Source organism: Antiquaquibacter oligotrophicus (assembly GCF_020535405.1).
Classification (GTDB): domain Bacteria; phylum Actinomycetota; class Actinomycetes; order Actinomycetales; family Microbacteriaceae; genus Rhodoglobus; species Rhodoglobus oligotrophicus.
In genome coordinates this window covers 171,968-193,480 of record NZ_CP085036.1, presented here as the reverse complement: position 1 = coordinate 193,480, position 21,513 = coordinate 171,968, and the positions used below count along the sequence as shown (strand labels likewise).

The window sequence follows — 21,513 nt, the reverse complement described above, 5'->3', positions numbered from 1 at the left end:
AGTATTCGATGTTGGACGGCGCGGCGCGCGTCGGCCCGCTCACGCAGGCAGCTGCAGAGCAGGGCATGCCCGCTATCGCCGTTACCGACCACGGGAACATGTTCGGCGCCTACGACTTCTGGAGACAGGCGACCGCGGCAGGCCTCAAGCCGATCATCGGTACTGAGGCGTACATCACTCCCGGCACTCATCGCAGCGACAAGACGCGTGTCCGATGGGGTGGGCAGCACCAGTCGCAGGACGACGTCGGAGGCTCGGGCGCTTATACCCACATGACACTCCTGTCGGAGAACAACGAGGGGATGCACAACCTCTTCCGTCTCTCCTCACTCGCATCGATCGAGGGCTACTACTTCAAGCCCCGCATGGATCGCGAACTTCTCCAGAACTATTCGAAGGGGGTCATCGCCACCACCGGTTGTGTGGGTGGCGAAGTGCAGACGCGTCTGCGACTGGGCCAATACGAGGAAGCCAAACGGGCGGCAGCCGAGTTCCAGGACATCTTCGGCAAGGAGAACTTCTTCGCCGAGATCATGGATCACGGCATCGAGATCGAACGTCGAACGATGACTCAGCTCCTGCAGCTCGCGAAAGAGCTCGGCATGCCCCTCGTGGCCACAAATGATCTCCATTACACGCACGCGCACGATTCCACCGCGCACGCGGCTCTTCTCTGTGTGCAGTCTGGCTCGACCCTCGACGATCCGAACCGATTCAAGTTCGACTCGGACGAGTTCTACCTCAAATCCGCCGCTGAGATGCGGGCGTTGTTCCGCGATCATCCCGAGGCCTGCGACAACACCCTGCTCATCGCCGAGCGCTGCACCGTCACGTTTAATGAATCCGCCAACTACATGCCGCGGTATCCGGTTCCCGATGGTCACACGGAGGCCAGTTGGTTCCTCGAGGAGGTCGAGCGCGGCCTCCAGACGCGATACCCGGGCGGCATCTCCGACGAGGTCCGGGCCCGTGCGGATTACGAAGCCGGCGTCATCACGCAAATGGGATTCCCTGGCTACTTCCTCGTCGTCGCCGACTTCATCGGATGGTCAAAGCGCAACGGAATCCGAGTCGGGCCGGGTCGTGGCTCGGGCGCCGGGTCCATGGCTGCCTACGCCATGGGCATCACCGACCTCGACCCGCTCGTTCACGGTCTCCTGTTCGAGCGTTTCTTGAATCCCGACCGTGTCTCCATGCCCGACTTCGATGTCGACTTCGACGACCGTCGCCGGGGTGAGGTGATCCGCTACGTCACCGAGAAGTATGGCGACGAACGTGTAGCGCAGATCGTCACGTACGGAACGATCAAGGCCAAGCAGGCGCTCAAGGACTCCTCGCGCGTCCTCGGCTTCCCGTTCGGGATGGGGGAGAAACTCACCAAGGCCATGCCTCCGCCCATCATGGGTAAAGACATGCCCTTGTCGGGCATCCTCGACAAGAATCACGAACGGTTCAAAGAGGCCAGCGATTTCCGGGCAGTCATCGAGACCGATCCCGAAGCGAAGCAGGTATTCGAAACCGCCCTGGGAATCGAGAACCTCAAGCGCCAGTGGGGTGTCCACGCGGCAGGCGTGATCATGTCGTCGGATCCGCTCATCGACATCATCCCGATCATGAAGCGTGAGCAAGACGGTCAGATCGTCACGCAGTTCGACTATCCCGCTGCCGAGTCTCTCGGACTCATCAAGATGGACTTCCTGGGGCTGCGGAACCTCACGATCATCGATGATGCGCTCGACAACATTGAGTCCAACCGCGGGCACCGCCCCGTACTCGAGGACCTCGAGCTCGATGACGCCGCTGCCTATGAGCTACTCGGTCGTGGTGACACGCTCGGGGTCTTCCAGCTCGATGGTGGGCCCATGCGCTCGTTGCTCAAGCTCATGAAGCCCGACAACTTCGAAGACATCTCGGCCGTCATTGCTCTCTATCGCCCCGGACCCATGGGAGCGAACTCCCACACGAATTACGCGCTGCGCAAGAACGGCCAGCAGGCGATCACGCCCATCCACCCCGAGCTCGAGGAACCCCTCGCCGACATCCTCGATACCACCTACGGCCTCATCATCTACCAGGAGCAGGTGATGGCCATCGCACAGCGTGTGGCTGGCTTCTCCCTCGGTCAAGCCGACATTCTGCGCCGTGCGATGGGCAAGAAGAAAAAATCTGAGCTGGACAAGCAGTACGAGGGCTTCGAAGCTGGCATGAAGGCCAACGGATTCTCGGATGCCGCGATCAAGACGCTGTGGGACATCCTCCTGCCCTTCTCCGACTACGCGTTCAACAAGGCGCACTCGGCGGCGTACGGTGTGATCTCGTACTGGACGGCGTACCTCAAGGCGCACTATCCGGCGGAATACATGGCCGCGCTCCTCACCAGTGTCGGCGACGCCAAAGACAAGCTCGCTCTGTATCTCAACGAGTGTCGGCGGATGAAGATCAACGTCCTCCCTCCCGACGTCAACGAATCGATCGGGTTCTTCGCCGCAGTCGGCGACGACATCCGCTTCGGTCTCGGTGCGGTTCGCAATGTCGGTTTCGCGGTCGTCGAACAGATTCGCGCCGCGCGCTCCGACAAGGGTGCGTTTACGTCGTTCCACGATTTCCTCGGCAAAGTCCCCCTCCAGGTGACGAACAAGAGGACGATCGAATCGCTCATCAAGGCCGGCGCGTTCGACTCGCTCGGCGCGACGCGACGTGCTCTGCTCGAGATTCACGAAGATGCCGTTGATGGCGCGGTAAGTGTCAAACGGAACGAGGCGAACGGTCAGGTCGGCTTCGACTTCGACAGCCTGTGGGACGAGCCGGAAGCAGTGCAGCACGTCCCCGACCGCCCGGAGTGGGCCAAGCGCGACAAACTCGCGTTCGAGCGTGAAATGCTCGGGCTCTACGTGTCGGATCATCCCCTGGCGGGCCTCGAGATTCATCTCGCCAAGCACGCGAGCGCGAGCATCACCGAGATCTTGGACGGTGATGTCGCTGGCGACGGCGAGCACGTCACGATCGCGGGACTCATCACGAGTGTTCAACACCGCGTTGCTCGTAACAGCGGAAATCAGTACGGGATCGTGACGATCGAGGACTTCGCTGGCGAGATGAGTGTCATGTTCCTCGGCAAGACCTACCAGGAGTTCTCACCCGGCCTCGTCAACGATTCCATCGTGGTTGTCCGCGGCAGGGTGAGTATGCGAGACGACGGAATGAACCTTCACGCCGTGAGCATGTTTACTCCGGACACCGGTGCGAGCCTCGGCTCGGGACCGCTCGTCATCTCCATCCAGGAACAGAGGGCGACCACCGAGGTCGTCAGTGCGCTCAACGACGTGCTCATCCGCCATGCCGGCGTCAACGAGGTGAGGTTGAGGCTCATCCGGGGCGAGAGCGCACGAGTTTTCGAGATCCCGTATCGGGTGACGGTCTCTGCCGATCTCTACGGCGAACTGAAGAGCCTCCTCGGTCCATCCTGCTTGGGCTGACCGGCGGGTCTCTCGGCAACGAACTAGCATGGTGTCGCCATGATGCGCACACTCGATCTCCGCAACCGTCCGGTCACCTCACTGCAGTGGGATTCTCTCGTTCCACGTGCGGGCGTTGACGTCGACGCCGCACTCGAGGTTGCTCGCGGGCTCATCGACGACGTTCGCACCAGGGGCGAGCTGGCGCTGCTGGAGCAGGCTGAGCGTCTCGACGGCGTGCGTCCCGCTGCCGTCCGCATCCACGGGGATGAGATTTCGAGTGCGGTCCGCGCTCTACCCGCTGCTGTTCGAGAAGCCCTCGAGGGCGCCATCGAGCGGGTGACGAAGGTTTCGCACGCGCAGGTTCCCTCAGGATCGGTAACCGAGGTTTCACCGGGTGCTCGAATCATCCAACGCTGGCAGCCCGTTCGACGCGTTGGGCTCTACGTTCCCGGCGGCAAGGCGGTATACCCGTCAAGCGTGGTCATGAACGTCGTACCCGCCCAGGTAGCGGGGGTCTCCTCGATCGCGATCGCGTCACCTCCACAACGCGAGTTCGGGGGAGGGGTGCATCCGACGATTCTCGGCGCAGCTGGTCTGCTCGGAATCGATGAGGTCTACGCCATGGGGGGCGCCGGAGCGGTCGGCGGTTTCGCCTACGGCATCCCCTCCCTGTCGCTGGAACCGGTGGACGTCGTCACGGGCCCCGGCAATATCTACGTCGCGGCGGCGAAGCGACTCGTGCGCGGGGTCGTCGGCATCGATTCGGAAGCCGGACCGACCGAGATCCTCGTCATTGCCGATGGCGGGGCGGATGCTTCACTCGTCGCCGCGGACCTCGTGAGCCAGGCCGAACACGATGAGCTCGCTGCCGCCGTTCTGGTGACCACGGACGCCGGATTCGCGGACGCGGTGACGTCGGAAGTCGCTCGACTCGCATCGTCGACGAAGCACAGCGACCGAGTCGCGACATCGCTATCGGGAGAGCAGTCGGCCATCGTCCTGGTTGATGATCTCGCGGAGGCCGCTGCCTTCTCGAACGCCTACGGACCAGAGCACCTCGAACTTCAGGTCTCCAACACGGGAGCGCTCCTCGACCTCATCGACAACGCCGGCGCGATCTTCCTCGGCGCCAACTCTCCTGTCAGCCTTGGCGACTATTTGGCCGGCTCCAATCACGTACTCCCCACGGGCGGTCAGTCTCGCTTTTCCTCGGGGCTCGGGGCATACACCTTCCTTCGGCCGCAACAGATCATCGAGTATGACCGCGCGGCACTACGCGAGGTCGCCGATCGTATCGTTGCGCTGAGCTCCGCCGAGGATCTGCCGGCGCACGGCGACGCGGTGTCCGAGAGGTTCGCTCGCGACTAGCGGCTATCCTGGAAACACCATGTTCTGCCCGTTCTGCCGCCACCCAGATAGTCGTGTGATCGACTCGCGGACGAGCGATGACGGCCTGTCGATCCGACGCCGCCGTCAGTGCCCAGAGTGCGGTCGGCGATTCTCCACAACGGAAACTGCGAGCTTGAGTGTCATCAAGCGCAACGGCGTCGTTGAACCGTTCAGCCGCGAGAAGATCGTCGCGGGCGTTCGTAAGGCGTGCCAGGGTCGACCTGTCACGGACACCGACCTCGCCGTCCTCGCCCAACGTGTCGAGGAAACCATTCGCGCCACGGGCGCGGCTCAGATCGAGGCCAATGACATTGGCCTCGCCATCCTCACTCCGCTTCGCGAGCTGGATGAAGTCGCGTACTTGCGATTCGCGAGCGTTTACCAGGGCTTCGATTCCTTGGAGGACTTCGAGGCCGCGATCACGTTGCTTCGGGTCGATCACGAGTCGAGCGACCGCTCGTCATCCTGACCGATATCCTTGCGGGAGCATGTATCGCTTCCTTTTTGATGTCGTCCTCTCCCGCCTGGATCCCGAACGCGCGCACACCCTCGCGTTCGGTGTGATTCGTCTCCTACCGACCGTCGGCCTCGGCAGGGTCATCGCACGTTTCACACGCCCGCACCCCTCGCTTGAAGTGCGCACCCTCGGCCTGAGATTCGCCTCACCTTTTGGACTGGCAGCGGGTTTTGACAAAGAGGGCACGGGCATCATCGGCCTTGGGGACCTGGGTTTTGGCCACGTCGAAGTGGGAACCATCACCGCGATCGCCCAGGACGGCAACCCGCGACCGAGGCTCTTCCGGCTCGTACCGGATCGCGCCGTGATCAATCGGATGGGCTTCAACAACCATGGCGCGGCCGCGGCCCGGAGCGTCATTGAGAAGGCCCTTCGCACGTCTCGTCGGCCAGTCGTCGGCATCAACATCGGTAAGTCGCGTGTGGTGGACGTGGATGCCGCGACCGAGGACTATCTCGAGAGCACTCGCACCCTCGCGCCCTTGGCCGACTACCTCGTCGTCAACGTCAGCTCCCCGAATACCCCGGGACTTCGCGGATTGCAGGAACTCGAGAAGCTCACACCACTACTTCAAGCGGTCAAGGATGCCGCGGGTCGTACGCCCGTCCTCGTCAAGATCGCCCCCGACCTTTCCGACGACGAGGTGCGCGTTATCGCCGAACTCGCCACGGCACTGGTGGACGGAATCATCGCCACGAACACGACCCTGAGCAGGGAGGGTCTGCGAACGGACCCTGCGGTTGTCGACGCTGCGGGCGCTGGGGGTCTCTCCGGCATTCCGCTCGCGGCCCGATCGATCGAACTCCTCCGGTTGATCCGCTCGATCGTCCCCGAAGATTTCTGCGTCATCTCCGTGGGGGGAGTGGACACGGCCGACGACGTTCGGGAACGACTCGACGCCGGTGCCACCCTCGTGCAGGGCTACACGGCGTTTCTCTACCGCGGGCCTCTGTGGGCTCGCGGCATCAACCGTGGGCTTGCGCGGAGCGGGTCTACTCGGGGTACTGCCCGCGCTTGACCTGGGGCTTCGGCAAACGCATCATGCGTAGCTGTAGCGCGCGCATCGCCGCGTACCAGCGCACCTTCTCCGCGCGATCTTCGCCGAACTTCTGTCGAAGCTTTCGGGTCACCTGGAACCCGAGCAGGACCGCGTCGGCAGCGGCGACGATGAAGAAGGCCCACAGCGCAACGATGCCGATGTACTGAACCGAGATGTCGGGGATGAACGTCAGGATGATCACCACGAACATCAGCGGGATGAGGAGTTCCCCGAAGCTGAAGCGGGCGTCGACGTAGTCACGCACGAACTTCTTCTGCGGACCGCGGTCGCGCATCGGGAGAAACTTTTCGTCACCCCGAGCCATGCCAGCCCGAGCGCGCTCACGCTGCGCCTGAGCCTCCGCGCGGGCCTTGCGGCGGGCCTCGGCGCGGTCGTTCGTGACGAGCGGGCGCTTGCGCGCCTCCTCCTTCTCACGACGTGTCGGCGTGGGTCGACCTTTGCCAACCGTCGGCTGCTCACTCGCAGTCTCTGCGTCGGTGGGGGTGCTGGGGGGTGTCTTGGCCACGGGATCCTCGCCTCTTACGTCTGCTTAAGATTACTCGCATGACCGAATCCGACCTGCATCCCCTCCTTCCCGCCCTCAGCGACGCGGTCGATGGGGGACTGCCGACCACCGTTTCCGAGTTGGGTTCCCTCATTCGGATCCCCTCTGTGTCGTGGGACGGATTCGATCCCCGCCACGTGGCGGACAGCGCGGAGGCCGTGCGACACCTCGTCGAATCCCTCGGAGTTTTTGAGCGGGTGGTCGTTTCGACGGCGCCGATGCCGAACGGGGAGCACGGGCATCCGGCCGTGCTGGCGACACGACGCGCTCGAAACGGAAAGCCGACCGTGCTGCTCTACGCTCACCACGACGTCCAGCCGCCCGGCGACGCCGACGACTGGGACTCTTCTCCCTTCGAGCCGACCGTGCGGGGCGACCGCCTCTATGGCAGGGGAGCGGCGGATGACAAGGCCGGTGTCATGGCACACGTGGCCGCGATCCGCGCACTCACCGAAACCGTGGGGGCGGACTTCGACCTCGGTCTTGTGCTCTTCATCGAGGGCGAGGAAGAGTTCGGGTCGCGATCCTTCGCAGCGTTCCTCGAGCAGCACCGGGAAGAACTCGCGGCGGACATCATCGTGGTCGCGGACTCGGACAACTGGGATATTGACACACCCTCTCTCACCGTGAGTTTGCGCGGCAATGTCGCCTTCACGGTGAGCGTGTCGACGCTCGAGCACGCGAGTCATTCCGGAATGTATGGGGGAGCGGCCCCCGATGCGATGCTGGCGACGATGCGTCTTCTCGCGAGTCTGCACACCGAGGACGGCTCCGTTGCCGTGGACGGACTCGGATCGCGCGAGGCACCGACCCCGGAGTACACGGAGGAGCGGCTGCGCACTGAGGCGGCATTCCGAGAGGGTGTGCGACCGATCGGTGACGGCCCCGTGCTTTCCCGCCTGTGGAACAAGCCGGCGATCACAGTGACGGGGATCGACGCTCCCTCGGTGATGAACGCTTCGAACACCCTCATCCCGACGGTTCGGGCCAAGGTGAGCGTGCGGATCGCGCCAGGTCAGTCCGCTGAAGAGTCCTACGCGGCGATCCGCGATCATCTCCACGCGCACGCTCCGTTTGGTGCCGCCGTTGAGCTGGGCGAGCCCGACCTGGCGGACCCGTTCCTCGTCGATGTCACAGCGCCAGCCGTTGCAGACGCTAAGGACGCGATGCGTCAGGCCTGGGGTTCGGATGCTGTCGAAGCTGGCGTCGGCGGAACGATTCCGTTCGTGGCGGACCTCGTCGAGGTCTTCCCCTCCGCCCAGATCCTCATCACGGGTGTCGAGGACCCCGATACGCGCGCGCACAGCCCGAACGAATCGCTGCATCTCGGAGTGTTCCGCCGTGCCATCCTCACCGAGGCCCTCTTACTCGCAAAGCTCGAAACCCGGGCGTAGAATGGTGGACATGACAGATACCGCGATCTCCACCCACGGCGTTGGCCTTACGGATGCCGCTGCGAGCAAGGTTCGCAGCCTGCTCGAGCAGGAGGGTCGCGACGATCTTCGCCTGCGTCTTGCGGTGCAGCCCGGCGGATGCTCGGGACTGATCTACCAGCTTTACTTCGACGAGCGCTTCCTCGATGGTGATGCGCTTGCCGAATTCGGCGACGGCGTCGAGGTCGTCGTCGACAAGATGAGCGTGCCGTATCTGGAGGGAGCCATGATCGACTTCGAGGACACCATCCAGAAGCAGGGGTTCACGATCGACAACCCGAACGCAGAGGGTTCGTGCGCCTGCGGTGACAGCTTCCACTGACGGCCCGTTGTGGATGAAAAGCGCGCTCTTCGGAGCGCGCTTTTTGCTTCTCCCGGGCGGCGATGCAACCGGGGGACCTTCACGCTGGCTATAGACTGAGAGCAGACTGAAGTCCGAGTTCTGCGAGAGGTCACAGGTGCGTTCTAAACACCGTCTTCGTTGGGCGGCCGTGCCGATTGGTGTGGCTGTTGCGATCATCCTTGCCGGGTGTACCCAGGAGCAGCTCCAGGGCTGGCTGCCGGGTGACCCGGAGACGACGAATCACACGTCGAGGATCATTGGCCTGTGGGTCACGTCCTGGATCGTGCTGCTGATCGTCGGTCTCGTTACCTGGGCACTCATCCTGTGGGCCGCCGTTGTATACCGCCGTCGCAAGGGCCAGACCGGTCTCCCGGTTCAGCTGCGCTACAACCTTCCGGTGGAGATCTTCTACACGATCGTTCCGCTCATCCTCGTTCTCGGATTCTTCGCCTTCACGGCACGCGACCAGGCCGCGATTGAGGAGCCGATCGCCGATCCCGATGTCAAGATCGAGGTATTCGGCAAGCGTTGGGCGTGGGACTTCAACTACGTCACCGATGACGCCTACTACTCCGGAGTTCAGGCGGATTACCTGCCGAACGGCCAGCTCGACACCGACAATCTCCCGGTCCTGGTGCTTCCGGTCAACCAGACCGTCGAGATCAAGATCGAGTCCCGCGACGTCATCCACTCCTTCTGGGTTGTCGACTTCCTTTACAAGAAGGACATGATCCCGGGCAAGAGCAACTACATGTACTTCGAGCCCACCAAGGAGGGTACGTACGCCGGCAAGTGTGCCGAGCTGTGCGGCGAGTACCACGCGAACATGCTCTTCACGGTCGAGGTCGTCTCTCAAGACGAGTACGACGCCTACATCGCCTCGCTCAAGGCGGGCGACTTCGCTCCCTACGGTGGCGAGGGACAAATTGGCGCCGATTTCAACGTGAACCAGAACCTGCCGGGTAACGGCAGCAGCATCGAGGAAGACATGCGATGAGCGCAGCAACTTTGGAAGCTCCCGGCGTCTCGACGTCCGCTCAGCGCAAGGGCAATGTCGTGGTGAATTGGATCACCTCGACGGACCACAAGACCATCGGGTACCTATACCTCATCACGTCGTTCTTCTACTTCCTGCTCGGCGGTGTGATGGCGCTCGTGATCCGCGCTCAGCTCTTCGCTCCTGGCATCTCGGTCATCCCCACGGGTGAGCAGTACAACCAGCTGTTCACCATGCACGGCACGATCATGCTGCTCATGTTCGCGACGCCGCTTTTTGCTGGCTTTGCGAACGTGCTCATGCCGCTGCAGATCGGTGCGCCGGATGTGGCGTTCCCGCGACTGAACGCCTTCGCGTACTGGCTGTTCAACTTCGGTAGCCTCATGGCCGTCGCGGGCTTCCTCACGCCCCAGGGCGCGGCCTCGTTCGGATGGTTCGCCTACGCGCCGCTCTCGAGCACAACCTTCTCCCCGGGCTTCGGCGGAAACCTGTGGGTGTTCGGTCTTGCACTGAGCGGTTTCGGAACGATCCTGGGTGCCGTCAACTTCATCACGACGATCATCACGATGCGTGCGCCCGGTATGACGATGTGGCGTATGCCGATCTTCACCTGGAACACCCTCGTCACCTCGCTCCTCGTGCTCATGGCGTTCCCGGTTCTCGCCGCAGCGCTCTTCGGGCTCGGTGCCGATCGTGTGTTCGACGCGCATATCTACGATCCGGCGAATGGGGGTGTGATCCTCTGGCAACACCTCTTCTGGTTCTTCGGACACCCCGAGGTCTACATCATCGCCTTGCCGTTCTTCGGAATCATTTCCGAAGTCCTCCCGGTGTTCTCCCGCAAACCGATCTTCGGCTACAAGACTCTCGTCTACGCGACGATCGCGATTGCGGCTCTGTCTGTCACGGTGTGGGCTCACCACATGTACGTCACGGGCTCCGTGCTCCTGCCCTTCTTCGCCCTTCTGACAATGCTCATCGCCGTACCGACGGGTGTGAAGATCTTCAACTGGGTCGGCACGATGTGGCGGGGTTCCGTGACCTTCGAGGCGCCGATGCTGTGGGCGATCGGCTTCCTGATCACCTTCACGTTCGGTGGTCTGACCGGCGTCATCCTTGCATCGCCGCCGTTGGACTTCCACGTCTCTGACACGTACTTCGTTGTGGCGCACTTCCACTACGTCGTCTTCGGCACCGTTGTGTTCGCGATGTTCAGTGGGTTCTACTTCTGGTGGCCCAAGTGGACCGGCAAGATGCTCAACGACCGCTTGGGCAAGATCCACTTCTGGCTGCTGTTCATCGGTTTCCACACGACGTTCTTGATCCAGCACTGGATCGGAGTTGTGGGTCTGCCGCGTCGTTACCGCACTTACCTTGAAGAGGACGGTGTGACCTGGATGAACCAGGTTTCGACCATCGGCGCCGCAATCCTCGCGATCTCGATGCTGCCCTTCTTCTACAACGTGTACATCACGGCCCGTAAGGCACCCAAGGTCACCGTCAACGACCCGTGGGGCTACTCGCGTTCGCTCGAGTGGGCCACGAGCTGCCCGCCCCCGCGTCACAACTTCACGTCGATCCCGCGCATTCGTTCCGAGTCTCCCGCGTTCGACATCAACCACCCGGAGGCAGAGATTCCCGTGGGAATTGGTCCACTCAAGGATGCCCCGGATGCGCCCGTGTACGACGTCAGCGATGAGAAGGTGAAGTAGACGTGAATACCAATGTTCGGCTGTTCTGGATCCTCGCCGGCTTCTTCTTTTTCGCTGCTGCGCTCTACACCGGCTGGTCGATTCTCGCCAACCACAACGATGTCGAGTGGTGGTTCAAGATCGAGTGGGTCGGATCCATCGGCATCCTTCTCTCCGGGGCGCTTGCGATTCTGATCGCGTTCTACCTGGGGCTCGTGACGAAGTCGCAGGGTGGAACCCTCCCCGAGGATCGTCTCGACGCGAATATCGATGATGGAGACGCCGAGCAGGGCCACTTCAGCCCGTGGAGCTGGTGGCCGATCGTGCTGGCCGCCTCGGCGGCGGTTGTCGTTCTGGGCCTCGCGATCGGACCCTGGTTGTCCTTCATCGGCGCCGGCGTTCTGCTGGTCGCCCTAGTCGGCTGGGTCTTCGAGTACTACCGCGGGTACTTCGCCCGTTAGAAGGCGCACCGCGGCGATTTAGGTCGACGACAGCACTTGTGGCTGTCGTCGACCTTTTTTGCTGATGCTTGCGAAGCCGCTGGCATCGTGAGTTCTCTAAAGAGCCGCGGCCACTCTCTCTCGGGGATTCGCCCCGATTCGACTTGGCCGCGACAGCCTACCCTCGAATCGCGGTCGTCCGGGACGGCGTCCTTCGAATCGACTATGCGCGTTCGTAGAGCCAGTGAGGGGAGCGTTCATTTTGTTCATCCCGAGCTCTGTCGAGTGGATCTCCATGACAGGCACTCGCGGGAGCGGGAGCGCTCATCGGGAATGAAGAAGGGGCCCGCCGGATAAACCGGCGGGCCCCTTCTTCAGAAGCGGTGGTTAGTGGCCGTCGTGGTGGCCGGCGTCGAGTTCCTTCTGGTTGACAGGCTCGATGCGGTCCTCGAAGAACCAGCGGGACAGCACACTACGAACGCGCTGACGGGCCGTAATGCGTCCGCGTGAGTCGGGGCGGATCATGAGGGGCTTGTAGTCCTCGTAGCTCACGAGCTTCCAGCGCTGGTACTCATCGAGCTGCTGGTGCACCTCGATATATTCGCCGCCCGGCAGGCGCACGATGCGACCGGACTCGTACCCGTGAAGTGCGATCTCACGATCCTTCTTCTGGAGAGCGAGACATACCCGCTTCGTGACGAAGTAGGCGATGATCGGGCCGATGATGAGCAGCACCTGGAGCGTGTGAATGACACCCTCCATCGTGAGTTTGAAGTGCGTTGCCATGAGGTCCGAACTCGCCGCTGCCCACATGACCGCGTAGAAGGTCACACCTGCCGCACCGATCGCCGTTCGGGTCGGCGCGTTGCGCGGACGGTCGGCGATGTGGTGCTCACGCTTGTCGCCCGTGATCCACGCCTCGATGAAGGGGTAGAGGGCGACAACTACGAGGAACAGGCCGATCACGACGAGCGGAATGATGATGTACCAGCTGAAGGTGAAGCCGAAGATCACCGTCTCCAGGTGCGGAGGAATCAGTCGCAACATTCCGTCGGCGAAACCGATGTACCAGTCAGGCTGCGTTCCAGCCGACACGGGGGAGGGGTCGTATGGTCCATACACCCACACCGGGTTGATCTGGAAGAACGATGCGATCGCGACGATGACACCGAAGACGATGAAGAAGAATCCACCAGCTTTGGCGGCGAACACGGGCATGATCGGCACACCAACGACGTTGTCGTTCGTCGCACCGGGGGCAGCGAACTGCGTGTGCTTGTTCACAACAAGCAGCACCATGTGTACGCCGAGCGCTGCGACGAGGATCGCCGGCAGCAACAGGATGTGCAGAACGTACAGGCGGCTGACGATGTCGAAGCCCGGGAACTCTCCGCCGAAGAGGAGGTAGGAGATCCACGTTCCGACGATCGGGATGCCCTTGACCATTCCGTCGATGATGCGAAGACCGTTACCCGAGAGCAGGTCGTCAGGCAGCGAGTATCCGGTGAATCCCTCGGCCATGGCGAGGATGAAGAGCACAAAACCGATGAGCCAGTTGATTTCACGCGGCTTACGGAATGCTCCCGTGAAGAACACGCGGAGCATGTGCAGACCGATGGATGCAACGAACAGCAGCGCCGCCCAGTGGTGCACCTGGCGCATCAGGAGGCCGCCGCGGATGTCGAAGGAGATGTCGAGAGTCGACGCCATCGCCGCCGACATCTCGATTCCCTTGAGAGGCACCCACGAGCCGTCGTAAATGACGGGGACCATCGACGCCTCGAAGAAGAACGTCAGGAAAGTGCCGGAGAGCAGGATGACGATGAAGCTGTACAGCGCCACCTCACCGAGCATGAACGACCAGTGGTCGGGGAAGATCTTGCGGCCGAGCTCACGGACGAGGCCGGAAAGGCTCGTGCGCTCGTCGACGTAGTTGGCAGCCCAACCGGTGAACCGCATGCCGACCGACTTCTCGGCGGGAGCCTCCGCCGACTGTGCGTCGGGGGTGCTCGGCGGGGTGGTTGTTGCGGTGGTCACAGTTCACGCTCCCAGAAGCTCGGGCCCACGGGCTCGGTGAAGTCGCTGCGCGCGACGAGGTAACCCTCGTCGTCGACGGTGATCGGAAGCTGGGGCAGTGCGCGCTTGGCCGGTCCGAAGATGACCTCGGCCTCGTTCTTGATGTCGAACTGCGACTGGTGGCAGGGGCACAGCAGGTGGTGCGTCTGCTGCTCGTACAGGGCAACGGGGCAGCCGACGTGCGTGCAGATCTTGGAGTACGCCACGATTCCGTCGTAGTTCCAGTCCTCGCGACCGGGGGAGACGTTCAGGTCTTCCGGCTTGAGGCGCATGAGGAGCACGGCCGCCTTGGCCTTCTCCTCGAGCTTGTGGCTGGATTCGTTGAGGCCCTCGGGAATCACGTGGAAAGCGGATCCGAGCGTGACATCCGACGCGCGAATCGGGGTTCCGAAGGGGTCGATGGTGAGGCGAACGCCCTTGTCCCACATGGTGTGCTTGAGCAGCGGCACCGGGTCCTCAGCGGGGGCCAGATCGCGGAACAACACGACGGCCGGCAGCGGGCTGACGACGAGCGCACCGATGAGGGAGTTGCGGATGAGCTTGCGGCGTGTGAAACCGGACTCCTTGTTACCAAGGGTGAAGACCTCGACGGCCTTGGCGCGAGTCTCATCGGATCCGCGCGTTCCGTGACGCTGCTCGGTCAGGTCGTGGCCGTCCATGAGGGCCTTCGACCAATGCACGGCGCCGAAACCGATGCCGAGGAGAGCGAGCGTGATGCCGATACCCAGGAAGAGGTTGTTGTTGCGCACCGCCTCGAGACCGCCATCCTCCGTGATCGGGAAGATGATGTAGGCGACGATGGCCAGGACGCTGCCGATGATCGACACAAAGAAGAGCGCCGCGACGCGTCGCTCCTGCTTCTTCTCCTTGACGGGGTCGACGTCCGTCACGCGAGGCCGGAACGGGGGGAAGCCGGGGTTCTGAACGCGGTCGGCAACTTCTACCGCCGTGCCCCGGGGCGCGGTGGCTGCGCCGTGCTTCTCGACCGACGTGCCCGCAGCTTCGCTGCTGTCTCCGCCGTGGTCCTTGGCCATTCTTATCCCTTCAACCGTCGTCAGACGTATAGCTAGTTCGACTTGGCTGTGAGCCACACGGTGATCGCGACGATCGCACCGAGTCCGAAGATCCAGATGAACAGTCCCTCGGACACCGGGCCGATGTTGCCGAGTCCGAGCCCACCGGGCTCGGGGTTGTCGTCGAGGAACTTGAGGTACGTGATGATGTTCGCCTTGTTCTCGGGCGAGATGTTGTGGTCGTTGAAGACGGGCATGTTCTGCGGACCCGTGATCATGGCCTCGTACACGTACGCGGGCTCGATGTCGCTGAGGTGCGGGGCGTACTTGCCCTCGGTGAGGGCACCACCGGCACCCGCAACGTTGTGGCACATGGCGCAGTTAATGCGGAAGAGTTCGGCACCGATCGCAGCATCCCCATCACCCTGCAACAGGCTCTCGTCGGGAATGGCGGGGCCAGGCGCGCGTGAAGCGACATAGGCGGCGAGTGCGGCGATCTGGTCCTCGGTGAACTGCGGCGGCTTGACCTCGGCCTGCGGACCGGTGTACGCCATGGGCATACGGCCGGTTCCCACCTGGAAGTCGACGGATGCCGCGCCGACGCCGATCAGGCTCGGGGCCTGACTTGTGCCCTGGAGCGCCATTCCGTGGCAGCTTGCGCAGTTTGCCGCGAACAGCTTGCCGCCCTCTTCGATGAGCGCCTCCTGCGAGGCGTTCGTCTCTGCGGTCGCGCTCGAGGTGAACAGTGCGTACACCCCGCCCGTTGCGAGCAGGCCAACGAGCAGCAGGGTCACGCTCGCGAGCGGATGCCGTCGTCCGGTTGCTTTCTTCTTCGCCATGGTGCTGTGGGGTCCGATTCTTATTTGAGGATGTAGATGATGAGGAAGAGGCCGATCCACACCACATCAACGAAGTGCCAGTAGTAGGAGACGACGACAGCGGTCGTGGCTTCTTTGTGACCGAACTTCGTCACCGCGTAGGCGCGCCCGATCACGAGAAGGAAGGCGATCAGTCCGCCGGTCACGTGCAGACCGTGGAATCCGGTGGTGATGTAGAACGCTGACCCGTACGAGTCGCTCGACAGGCTCACGTGTTCGCTCACGAGAAGCGCGTACTCGTAGATCTGGCCGACAACGAACGTGGCACCCATTGCGTAGGTCAGGAAGAACCACTCGACCATGCCCCACTTGCGTACGTTGAAGAGGCTTCCCGTGCGGTAGGGCTGCAGGCGCTCGGCGGCGAAAACACCGGCCTGTGCCGTGAAGGACGACAGCACGAGGATCGTGGTGTTGATGGCCGCGAAAGTGATGTTGAGCTTCGCGGTTTGCTCTTCCCACAGCCCAGGCGATGTCGCCTTGAGGGTGAAGTAGATCGCGAACAGGCCAGCGAAGAACATGACCTCACTGCCCAGCCAAACGATCGTTCCGACCGCCACGACATTCGGGCGCTGAACGGCTGGTGCCCCGACCGAGCGGGGTAGTGAGGCTGTAGTCACCCCTCCATTATGGTCGATTTCGGAGCGCGGTTTTGTCATTCGACCGGCCAGCCCCACACGTCTCGTTAGGATTTCGGCATGGCGAACCAGAGAACGTGGCCGGCAATCCTCTCCGGACTTGTGGAGGGTCGCGACCTCTCCATCGGTGAAGCCGAATGGGCCATGCAATCGGTCATGGCAGGTGAAGCCACGTCAGCTCAGATCGCCGCATTGCTCGTCGCGCTGCGCATCAAGGGGGAGACGGTCGATGAGATCGTCGGCTTCCGCGACGCCGTGCTTGCCCATGCCGAAGAACTCGCGGTTCCGGCGGACGTGTTGGACATCGTCGGCACCGGGGGAGACCCGTACGGCGCGGTGCTCAATATCTCCTCTATCGCCTCGGTCATCGCTTCGGCCGCGGGAGTCCCGGTGGTCAAACACGGCAACCGTGCCGCGAGCTCGTCGTCGGGTGCATCCGATGTACTCAGTGCGCTGGGACTGGACCTCGATATCTCCGCCGAGCGGGCAGCGGCAGTATTTCGCGAGGTCGGGATCACGTTCGCCTTCGCGGCGCTCTTTCACCCGGGATTCCGGCATGCGGGACCGACTCGTAAGGAACTCGGCATCCCCACGCTCTTCAACATTCTCGGGCCGCTGTGTAACCCAGCCCGCCCGAATGCTTCGGCGGTGGGGGTCTCGAGTCTCGAACGTGTGCCCCTGATGGTGGGCGTCTTTCAGACTCGAGGGGCGACAGCACTCGTGTATCGCGGCGATGACGGCATCGACAAGCTCACCACCACGGGGCACAGCCACATTTGGGAGGTCAGCCGAGGGTTCGTGGCGGAGCACGATCTGGATCCGTCGGAGCTCGGCATCCCGCGAGCATCGATCGAGTCGTTGCTCGGCGGCAGCCCGGAAGACAACGCCGCGACCGCGCGCGAGATGCTCGCGGGCGCGGCCGGTCCGGTGCGGGATGTGGTGCTTCTGAATGCCGCAGCTGGACTTGTGTCGTGGGAACTCTCGCGGGATCCGGAGCTCATTCAGGTGCCGATCGTGGATCGGCTCGCCACGCAGATGGAGCGTGCGGCATCCGTCGTCGACTCCGGTGCCGCCCTCGCCAAACTCGACGAGTGGGTGGCAGCTACGCGGCGAACTGCCTGACGTTCGGTGCCGTGCTGACTCAGTCGACCCAATCGAGCGAACGTGCGATCGCCTTCGACCATTCACCGCGTCGACGCTCTCGTTCTGAGTCGCTCATGGTGGGGGTCCAGCGTGACCCCTCGGACCAATTGGCGCGGAGTTCGTCGAGATCGGCCCAATACCCCACGGACAGGCCGGCGGCGTAGGCGGCGCCGAGCGCTGTGGTCTCGGCGACCACGGGCCGGACGACAGGGATACCCAGGATGTCCGCCTGGAACTGCATGAGCTGCTCATTGCCGACCATTCCACCGTCGACCTTGAGCTCGGCGAGAGTCGTGCCGAGGTCTGCTGCAGCGGCGTCGAGTACGTCGCGGGTCTGGAACGCTGTCGCTTCCAACGCCGCCCTGGCGATGTGTGCCTTGGTGGCGAAACGGGTGAGCCCGAGGATGGCCCCACGGGCATCCGGTCGCCAATGTGGCGCGAACAAACCTGAGAAGGCCGGCACGAAGTAGACGCCACCGTTGTCGTCGACGGATGCCGCGAGCTCCTCAACATCGGAGGACCTCTCGATGATGCCGAGGTTGTCCCGCAACCATTGGATGAGGGAGCCGGTAACCGCTATCGACCCCTCGAGGGCGTATTTTGTGGGCTCACCCTCGAGCCGGTAGGCCACGGTCGACAGCAGCCCGTTGCTCGAGCGCACGATCTCTTCGCCGCTGTTCACGATGAGGAAGTTGCCCGTTCCGTACGTGTTTTTCGCCTCGCCGATCTCGAACGCCGCTTGGCCAAAGGTCGCGGCCTGTTGGTCGCCGAGGATGCCCGTGATCGGGACTTCTCGCAGCAAGGAGTCGTCGGACGCGACACCGAACGCGTCTGACGAGCTCCGAATACGCGGGAGCATCGAGATGGGAATGCCGAACTCCGCGGCGATCGACTCGTCCCACTCGCACATTCGCAGGTCCATGAGCATCGTGCGGCTCGCGTTCGTGACATCCGTCGCGTGCTCGCCTCCTCTGGCACCTCCGGTGAGATTCCAGAGCACCCACGTATCCGTGGTGCCGAACAGAAGGTCGCCGGCTTCGGCGCGCTCACGTGCTCCGGCGACGTTCTCGAGGATCCACGTGACCTTGCTCGCCGAGAAGTAGGTGGCCAAGGGGAGGCCCACACGATCGGCCAACCGGTGGGGATCGCCGTCAGCGATGCGATCGACGATGTCCTGCGTGCGAGTGTCCTGCCACACGATCGCGTTGTAGACGGGCTCGCCCGTGTGCCGATCCCACACGACGGCTGTCTCACGCTGGTTCGTGATCCCAACCGCCGCGATGTCGTGCCGCGTGATGGAGGCCTTGGAGAGCGCAGAACCGATCACTTCGCGTGTGTTGTTCCAGATCTCGGCCGGGTCGTGCTCGACCCACCCGGCCTTCGGGAAATACTGCTTGTGCTCGAGCTGCCCGACCGAGACGATCGCGCCATCGTGATCGAAGACGATCGCCCGCGTGCTCGTGGTGCCCTGATCGATGGCGAGGACGAAACTGCTCACATGAGGCCTTTCCGGTCTGAACACGACCCTGTGTTGACCTCGAGACTATCTGCGAGTGTCGACGATCCCGTCGACGTAGCGCCACGCGCCGCCCTCGCGAGCGAATCGGCTGGTCTCGTGGAGCGAGCCAGGGCCATCGGTCGATCGGAACCACGCGGTGAAAGTCACGAGGCCCCCGTTGTCGAGCATCCCGCCCCGCTCACGCGACTCGATGTCGAGGCGGTACCAGCGCACGTCCGAGTCGAGGTCGAGTTCGGTTGGCCTCGTCGAGGGATGCCACGTCTCGAGGAGGTAGTCCGGAAGGTTCACCGCGAAGGCGCTGAACCTCGATCTCATGAGACGCTCCGCGGTCGGAGCGGGGGTGCCGAGGTGCAGAAGCTCACAGCACTCGCCGTAGGGGAGGCCGGTTCCGCAGGGGCAGCGCATCCGGCAACGATAGCGCCGACATCCATGGCCTCCGTCGCGCTCTAGGCTTATGGGCATGTCCAAGGTTTTGTCCAGTCTTCCCGTCGGCGAGCGCGTCGGCATCGCTTTCTCCGGGGGGCTCGACACCTCCTGCGCCGTCGCGTGGATGCGCGAGAACGGCGCTATTCCCTGCACGTACACGGCAGACATCGGTCAGTACGACGAGCCGGACATTGCTGCCGTGCCCGGCCGCGCTGGGGAGTACGGTGCCGAAATCGCTCGTCTGGTCGATGGTCGCGCGGCGCTCGTCGAAGAGGGACTTGTCGCTCTGCAGTGCGGTGCCTTCCACATTCGTTCAGGCGGAAAGACTTACTTCAACACCACCCCGCTCGGCCGCGCCGTCACCGGAACGCTCCTCGTTCGCGCGATGAAAGAGGACGGCGTCGACATCTGGGGCGATGGGTCCACGTATAAGGGCAACGACATCGAGCGGTTCTACCGTTACGGGCTGCTCGCCAACCCGCGCCTGCGAATCTACAAGCCGTGGCTCGATGCCGCCTTCGTCAGTGAACTCGGCGGGCGCAAGGAGATGAGTGAGTGGCTCGTCGCGCGCGGATTCCCGTACCGCGACTCCACTGAGAAGGCGTACAGCACCGATGCCAACATCTGGGGCGCCACCCACGAGGCGAAGGACCTGGAGGAACTCAGCACCGGGCTCGACATCGTGGACCCGATCATGGGTGTCGCTTCCTGGCGCGAGGACGTGCCGATCGAGACGGAGGAAGTCTCGGTGCGGTTCGAGGCCGGTCGCCCCGTCGCCATCAACGGCGTCGAGTTCTCGGATCCTGTCGCTCTCGTGCTCGAGGCAAACGCAATCGGCGGCCGGCACGGGCTCGGTGCTTCCGATCAGATCGAGAATCGCATCATCGAGGCGAAGAGTCGCGGCATCTACGAGGCTCCCGGGATGGCACTTCTGTACATCACGTACGAGCGTCTCCTGAACGCGATCCACAACGAGGACACTGTCGCGAATTACCACAACGAGGGCCGCCGGCTTGGACGTCTCATGTACGAGGGTCGCTGGCTCGACCCTCAGTCGCTCATGCTCCGCGAGTCCATCCAGCGTTGGGTCGGTTCTGCTGTGACCGGTGAGGTGACGCTTCGCCTCCGCCGTGGTGATGACTACACGATCCTCAATACCGAGGGTCCACACCTCAGCTACCACCCCGAGAAGCTCTCCATGGAGCGTGTTGGCGACGCCGCTTTCGGGCCGGGCGACCGCATCGGTCAGTTGACGATGCGCAACCTCGATATCGCGGATTCGCGCTCGCGACTGGAGCAGTACGCGACGGCGGGACTTATCGGGGGAGCGACCGCTCAACTCGTCGGCGAGCTGGAGACGGGCTCGGCGGGAGAGATCCTCGAGAGCTCCGTCGAGATCGGTGCCGAAGAGGATGCCCTGGAGCGCGCGACGGATGCCGTCTCCGAGGGTTCCGCGTTCGACCTCGGTACCGACTAATCGCATGAGAGTGGGCGCTGCACGACGCGCAGCGATCGTTGCTGTGCTGGCCTCCGCAGCGCTCGTCATCACCGCCTGCTCTTCCGACGTCACGCCGCCGTCGATCACGGCGACGCGGTCCCCGACATCGACGGTTCCTTCGCAGCCCGACGTGGCGGCGATCGAGGCGCTCATCTACGCGTTGGAAGCTCTCGAGCCGTACGCGGGGACCCCGGATGCTGCTGAGCCGACGGCCGAGCGATGCGCCTACCTCGACACTGTCGCGGAATCGCTCGCCGCAGGTGCACCGTTGCCCGAGTACAGCGATCTGTATTCGGACATCGTGCGAGATACCGCGTTCGTCGCTCGAAGTTGCCGTAATGGTCCCCTCGACGACGTGGGACGGGCATCGGCCGAGAGTGCGCGGGCGGGAGTTGTCACAATCCTCAACCAGCAGCAAGTGATGGGTAACGACACCTGGCATTAAGCCGCATT

19 protein-coding genes are annotated in these 21,513 nt (G+C 63.2%); 12 read left to right on the top strand and 7 right to left on the bottom strand.

Features of this window, described 5'->3' with window-relative positions; all coding sequences use genetic code 11:
- Positions 1-8 precede the first annotated feature (8 nt).
- The 4 genes from dnaE to LH407_RS00915 are packed head-to-tail and all read left to right on the top strand — an operon-like array spanning position 9 to position 6,382.
- Positions 9-3,476, top strand: a complete 3,468-nt coding sequence (dnaE, locus tag LH407_RS00930) for a DNA polymerase III subunit alpha (RefSeq protein ID WP_407650666.1) — start codon at positions 9-11, stop codon at positions 3,474-3,476.
- 39 nt (positions 3,477-3,515) lie between these two features.
- Positions 3,516-4,826 carry a histidinol dehydrogenase gene (gene hisD / locus LH407_RS00925; protein ID WP_322133167.1) on the top strand — a complete coding sequence of 437 codons (1,311 nt, stop codon included), beginning with the start codon at positions 3,516-3,518 and terminating at the stop codon, positions 4,824-4,826.
- A 19-nt stretch (positions 4,827-4,845) separates the two neighbouring features.
- A complete protein-coding gene (nrdR, locus tag LH407_RS00920; protein WP_322133168.1) occupies positions 4,846-5,316 on the top strand; it encodes a transcriptional regulator NrdR in 471 nt (156 codons plus the stop codon).
- 19 nt (positions 5,317-5,335) lie between these two features.
- Entirely contained in the window at positions 5,336-6,382 is a 1,047-nt protein-coding gene (locus LH407_RS00915) for a quinone-dependent dihydroorotate dehydrogenase (RefSeq protein ID WP_322133169.1), read from the top strand.
- On the opposite strand, the gene LH407_RS00910 is transcribed toward LH407_RS00915, so the two are convergent.
- Positions 6,357-6,929 carry a DUF3043 domain-containing protein gene (locus tag LH407_RS00910; RefSeq protein ID WP_322133170.1) on the bottom strand — a complete coding sequence of 191 codons (573 nt, stop codon included), beginning with the start codon at positions 6,927-6,929 and terminating at the stop codon, positions 6,357-6,359. The two genes, LH407_RS00915 and LH407_RS00910, sit on opposite strands and share 26 nt — an antisense overlap.
- A 38-nt stretch (positions 6,930-6,967) precedes the next feature.
- Here LH407_RS00910 and LH407_RS00905 point away from each other — a divergent pair, with 38 nt between their 5' ends.
- The 5 genes from LH407_RS00905 (at position 6,968) to ctaF (ending at position 11,893) form a co-directional block, all read left to right on the top strand.
- Entirely contained in the window at positions 6,968-8,362 is a 1,395-nt protein-coding gene (locus LH407_RS00905; protein ID WP_322133171.1) for a dipeptidase, read from the top strand.
- Between the two features lie 10 nt (positions 8,363-8,372).
- On the top strand, positions 8,373-8,723 hold the full coding sequence (locus LH407_RS00900; protein ID WP_322133172.1) for a HesB/IscA family protein: 351 nt from the start codon (positions 8,373-8,375) through the stop codon (positions 8,721-8,723).
- Positions 8,724-8,859: 136 nt separating this feature from the next.
- A complete protein-coding gene (gene ctaC, locus LH407_RS00895) occupies positions 8,860-9,741 on the top strand; it encodes an aa3-type cytochrome oxidase subunit II (RefSeq protein WP_322133173.1) in 882 nt (293 codons plus the stop codon).
- Positions 9,738-11,453, top strand: a complete 1,716-nt coding sequence (ctaD, locus tag LH407_RS00890; RefSeq protein WP_322133174.1) for an aa3-type cytochrome oxidase subunit I — start codon at positions 9,738-9,740, stop codon at positions 11,451-11,453. The genes ctaC and ctaD overlap by 4 nt, the downstream gene beginning before the upstream one ends.
- A gap of 2 nt (positions 11,454-11,455) precedes the next feature.
- Positions 11,456-11,893, top strand: coding sequence for an aa3-type cytochrome oxidase subunit IV (gene ctaF / locus LH407_RS00885; RefSeq protein WP_322133175.1), 438 nt, complete (start codon positions 11,456-11,458; stop codon positions 11,891-11,893).
- Positions 11,894-12,259: 366 nt separating this feature from the next.
- On the opposite strand, the gene qcrB is transcribed toward ctaF, so the two are convergent.
- The 4 genes from qcrB to ctaE all read right to left on the bottom strand — a co-directional run bounded on the left by qcrB (position 12,260) and on the right by ctaE (position 16,495).
- A complete protein-coding gene (gene qcrB, locus LH407_RS00880) occupies positions 12,260-13,831 on the bottom strand; it encodes a cytochrome bc1 complex cytochrome b subunit (RefSeq protein ID WP_322134917.1) in 1,572 nt (523 codons plus the stop codon).
- A gap of 74 nt (positions 13,832-13,905) precedes the next feature.
- Positions 13,906-14,982, bottom strand: a complete 1,077-nt coding sequence (gene qcrA, locus LH407_RS00875; RefSeq protein ID WP_322133176.1) for a cytochrome bc1 complex Rieske iron-sulfur subunit — start codon at positions 14,980-14,982, stop codon at positions 13,906-13,908.
- Between the two features lie 32 nt (positions 14,983-15,014).
- Positions 15,015-15,800, bottom strand: coding sequence for a cytochrome bc1 complex diheme cytochrome c subunit (qcrC, locus tag LH407_RS00870; RefSeq protein WP_322133177.1), 786 nt, complete (start codon positions 15,798-15,800; stop codon positions 15,015-15,017).
- Positions 15,801-15,820: 20 nt separating this feature from the next.
- Complete coding sequence (gene ctaE / locus LH407_RS00865; RefSeq protein WP_407650597.1) at positions 15,821-16,495, bottom strand: aa3-type cytochrome oxidase subunit III; 675 nt, start codon at positions 16,493-16,495, stop codon at positions 15,821-15,823.
- Positions 16,496-16,534: 39 nt separating this feature from the next.
- On the opposite strand from ctaE, the gene trpD reads away from it, so the two are divergent.
- Positions 16,535-17,596, top strand: coding sequence for an anthranilate phosphoribosyltransferase (trpD, locus tag LH407_RS00860; protein WP_322133179.1), 1,062 nt, complete (start codon positions 16,535-16,537; stop codon positions 17,594-17,596).
- Positions 17,597-17,615: 19 nt separating this feature from the next.
- Here the strand turns inward: trpD and glpK are convergent, their stop codons facing one another.
- Positions 17,616-19,115: a glycerol kinase GlpK gene (gene glpK / locus LH407_RS00855; protein ID WP_322133180.1), complete on the bottom strand. Its 1,500-nt coding sequence runs from the start codon at positions 19,113-19,115 to the stop codon at positions 17,616-17,618.
- Positions 19,116-19,160: 45 nt separating this feature from the next.
- Positions 19,161-19,541, bottom strand: a complete 381-nt coding sequence (locus tag LH407_RS00850; protein WP_322135026.1) for a YchJ family protein — start codon at positions 19,539-19,541, stop codon at positions 19,161-19,163.
- A 55-nt stretch (positions 19,542-19,596) separates the two neighbouring features.
- Here LH407_RS00850 and argG point away from each other — a divergent pair, with 55 nt between their 5' ends.
- The gene (argG, locus tag LH407_RS00845; protein WP_322133182.1) at positions 19,597-21,039 is read left to right on the top strand and encodes an argininosuccinate synthase; all 1,443 of its coding nucleotides are present in this window, start codon (positions 19,597-19,599) and stop codon (positions 21,037-21,039) included.
- Between the two features lie 4 nt (positions 21,040-21,043).
- Positions 21,044-21,505, top strand: a complete 462-nt coding sequence (locus LH407_RS00840) for a hypothetical protein (protein ID WP_322133183.1) — start codon at positions 21,044-21,046, stop codon at positions 21,503-21,505.
- The last annotated feature ends 8 nt before the right edge of the window (positions 21,506-21,513 follow it).

Excerpts from the sequence above, each read along its gene's own strand:
- qcrB (WP_322134917.1), bottom strand. The coding sequence starts at position 13,831 with ATGCGGTTCACCGGTTGGGCTGCCAACTACGTCGACGAGCGCACGAGC.
- LH407_RS00900 (WP_322133172.1), top strand. The coding sequence starts at position 8,373 with ATGACAGATACCGCGATCTCCACCCACGGCGTTGGCCTTACGGATGCC.
- qcrC (WP_322133177.1), bottom strand. The coding sequence starts at position 15,800 with ATGGCGAAGAAGAAAGCAACCGGACGACGGCATCCGCTCGCGAGCGTG.
- argG (WP_322133182.1), top strand. The coding sequence starts at position 19,597 with ATGTCCAAGGTTTTGTCCAGTCTTCCCGTCGGCGAGCGCGTCGGCATC.
- ctaE (WP_407650597.1), bottom strand. The coding sequence starts at position 16,495 with ATGACAAAACCGCGCTCCGAAATCGACCATAATGGAGGGGTGACTACA.
- LH407_RS00850 (WP_322135026.1), bottom strand. The coding sequence starts at position 19,541 with ATGCGCTGCCCCTGCGGAACCGGCCTCCCCTACGGCGAGTGCTGTGAG.
- trpD (WP_322133179.1), top strand. The coding sequence starts at position 16,535 with ATGGCGAACCAGAGAACGTGGCCGGCAATCCTCTCCGGACTTGTGGAG.
- LH407_RS00915 (WP_322133169.1), top strand. The coding sequence starts at position 5,336 with ATGTATCGCTTCCTTTTTGATGTCGTCCTCTCCCGCCTGGATCCCGAA.
- LH407_RS00905 (WP_322133171.1), top strand. The coding sequence starts at position 6,968 with ATGACCGAATCCGACCTGCATCCCCTCCTTCCCGCCCTCAGCGACGCG.
- hisD (WP_322133167.1), top strand. The coding sequence starts at position 3,516 with ATGATGCGCACACTCGATCTCCGCAACCGTCCGGTCACCTCACTGCAG.
- dnaE (WP_407650666.1), top strand. The coding sequence starts at position 9 with ATGTTGGACGGCGCGGCGCGCGTCGGCCCGCTCACGCAGGCAGCTGCA.
- ctaD (WP_322133174.1), top strand. The coding sequence starts at position 9,738 with ATGAGCGCAGCAACTTTGGAAGCTCCCGGCGTCTCGACGTCCGCTCAG.
- LH407_RS00840 (WP_322133183.1), top strand. The coding sequence starts at position 21,044 with ATGAGAGTGGGCGCTGCACGACGCGCAGCGATCGTTGCTGTGCTGGCC.
- nrdR (WP_322133168.1), top strand. The coding sequence starts at position 4,846 with ATGTTCTGCCCGTTCTGCCGCCACCCAGATAGTCGTGTGATCGACTCG.
- qcrA (WP_322133176.1), bottom strand. The coding sequence starts at position 14,982 with ATGGCCAAGGACCACGGCGGAGACAGCAGCGAAGCTGCGGGCACGTCG.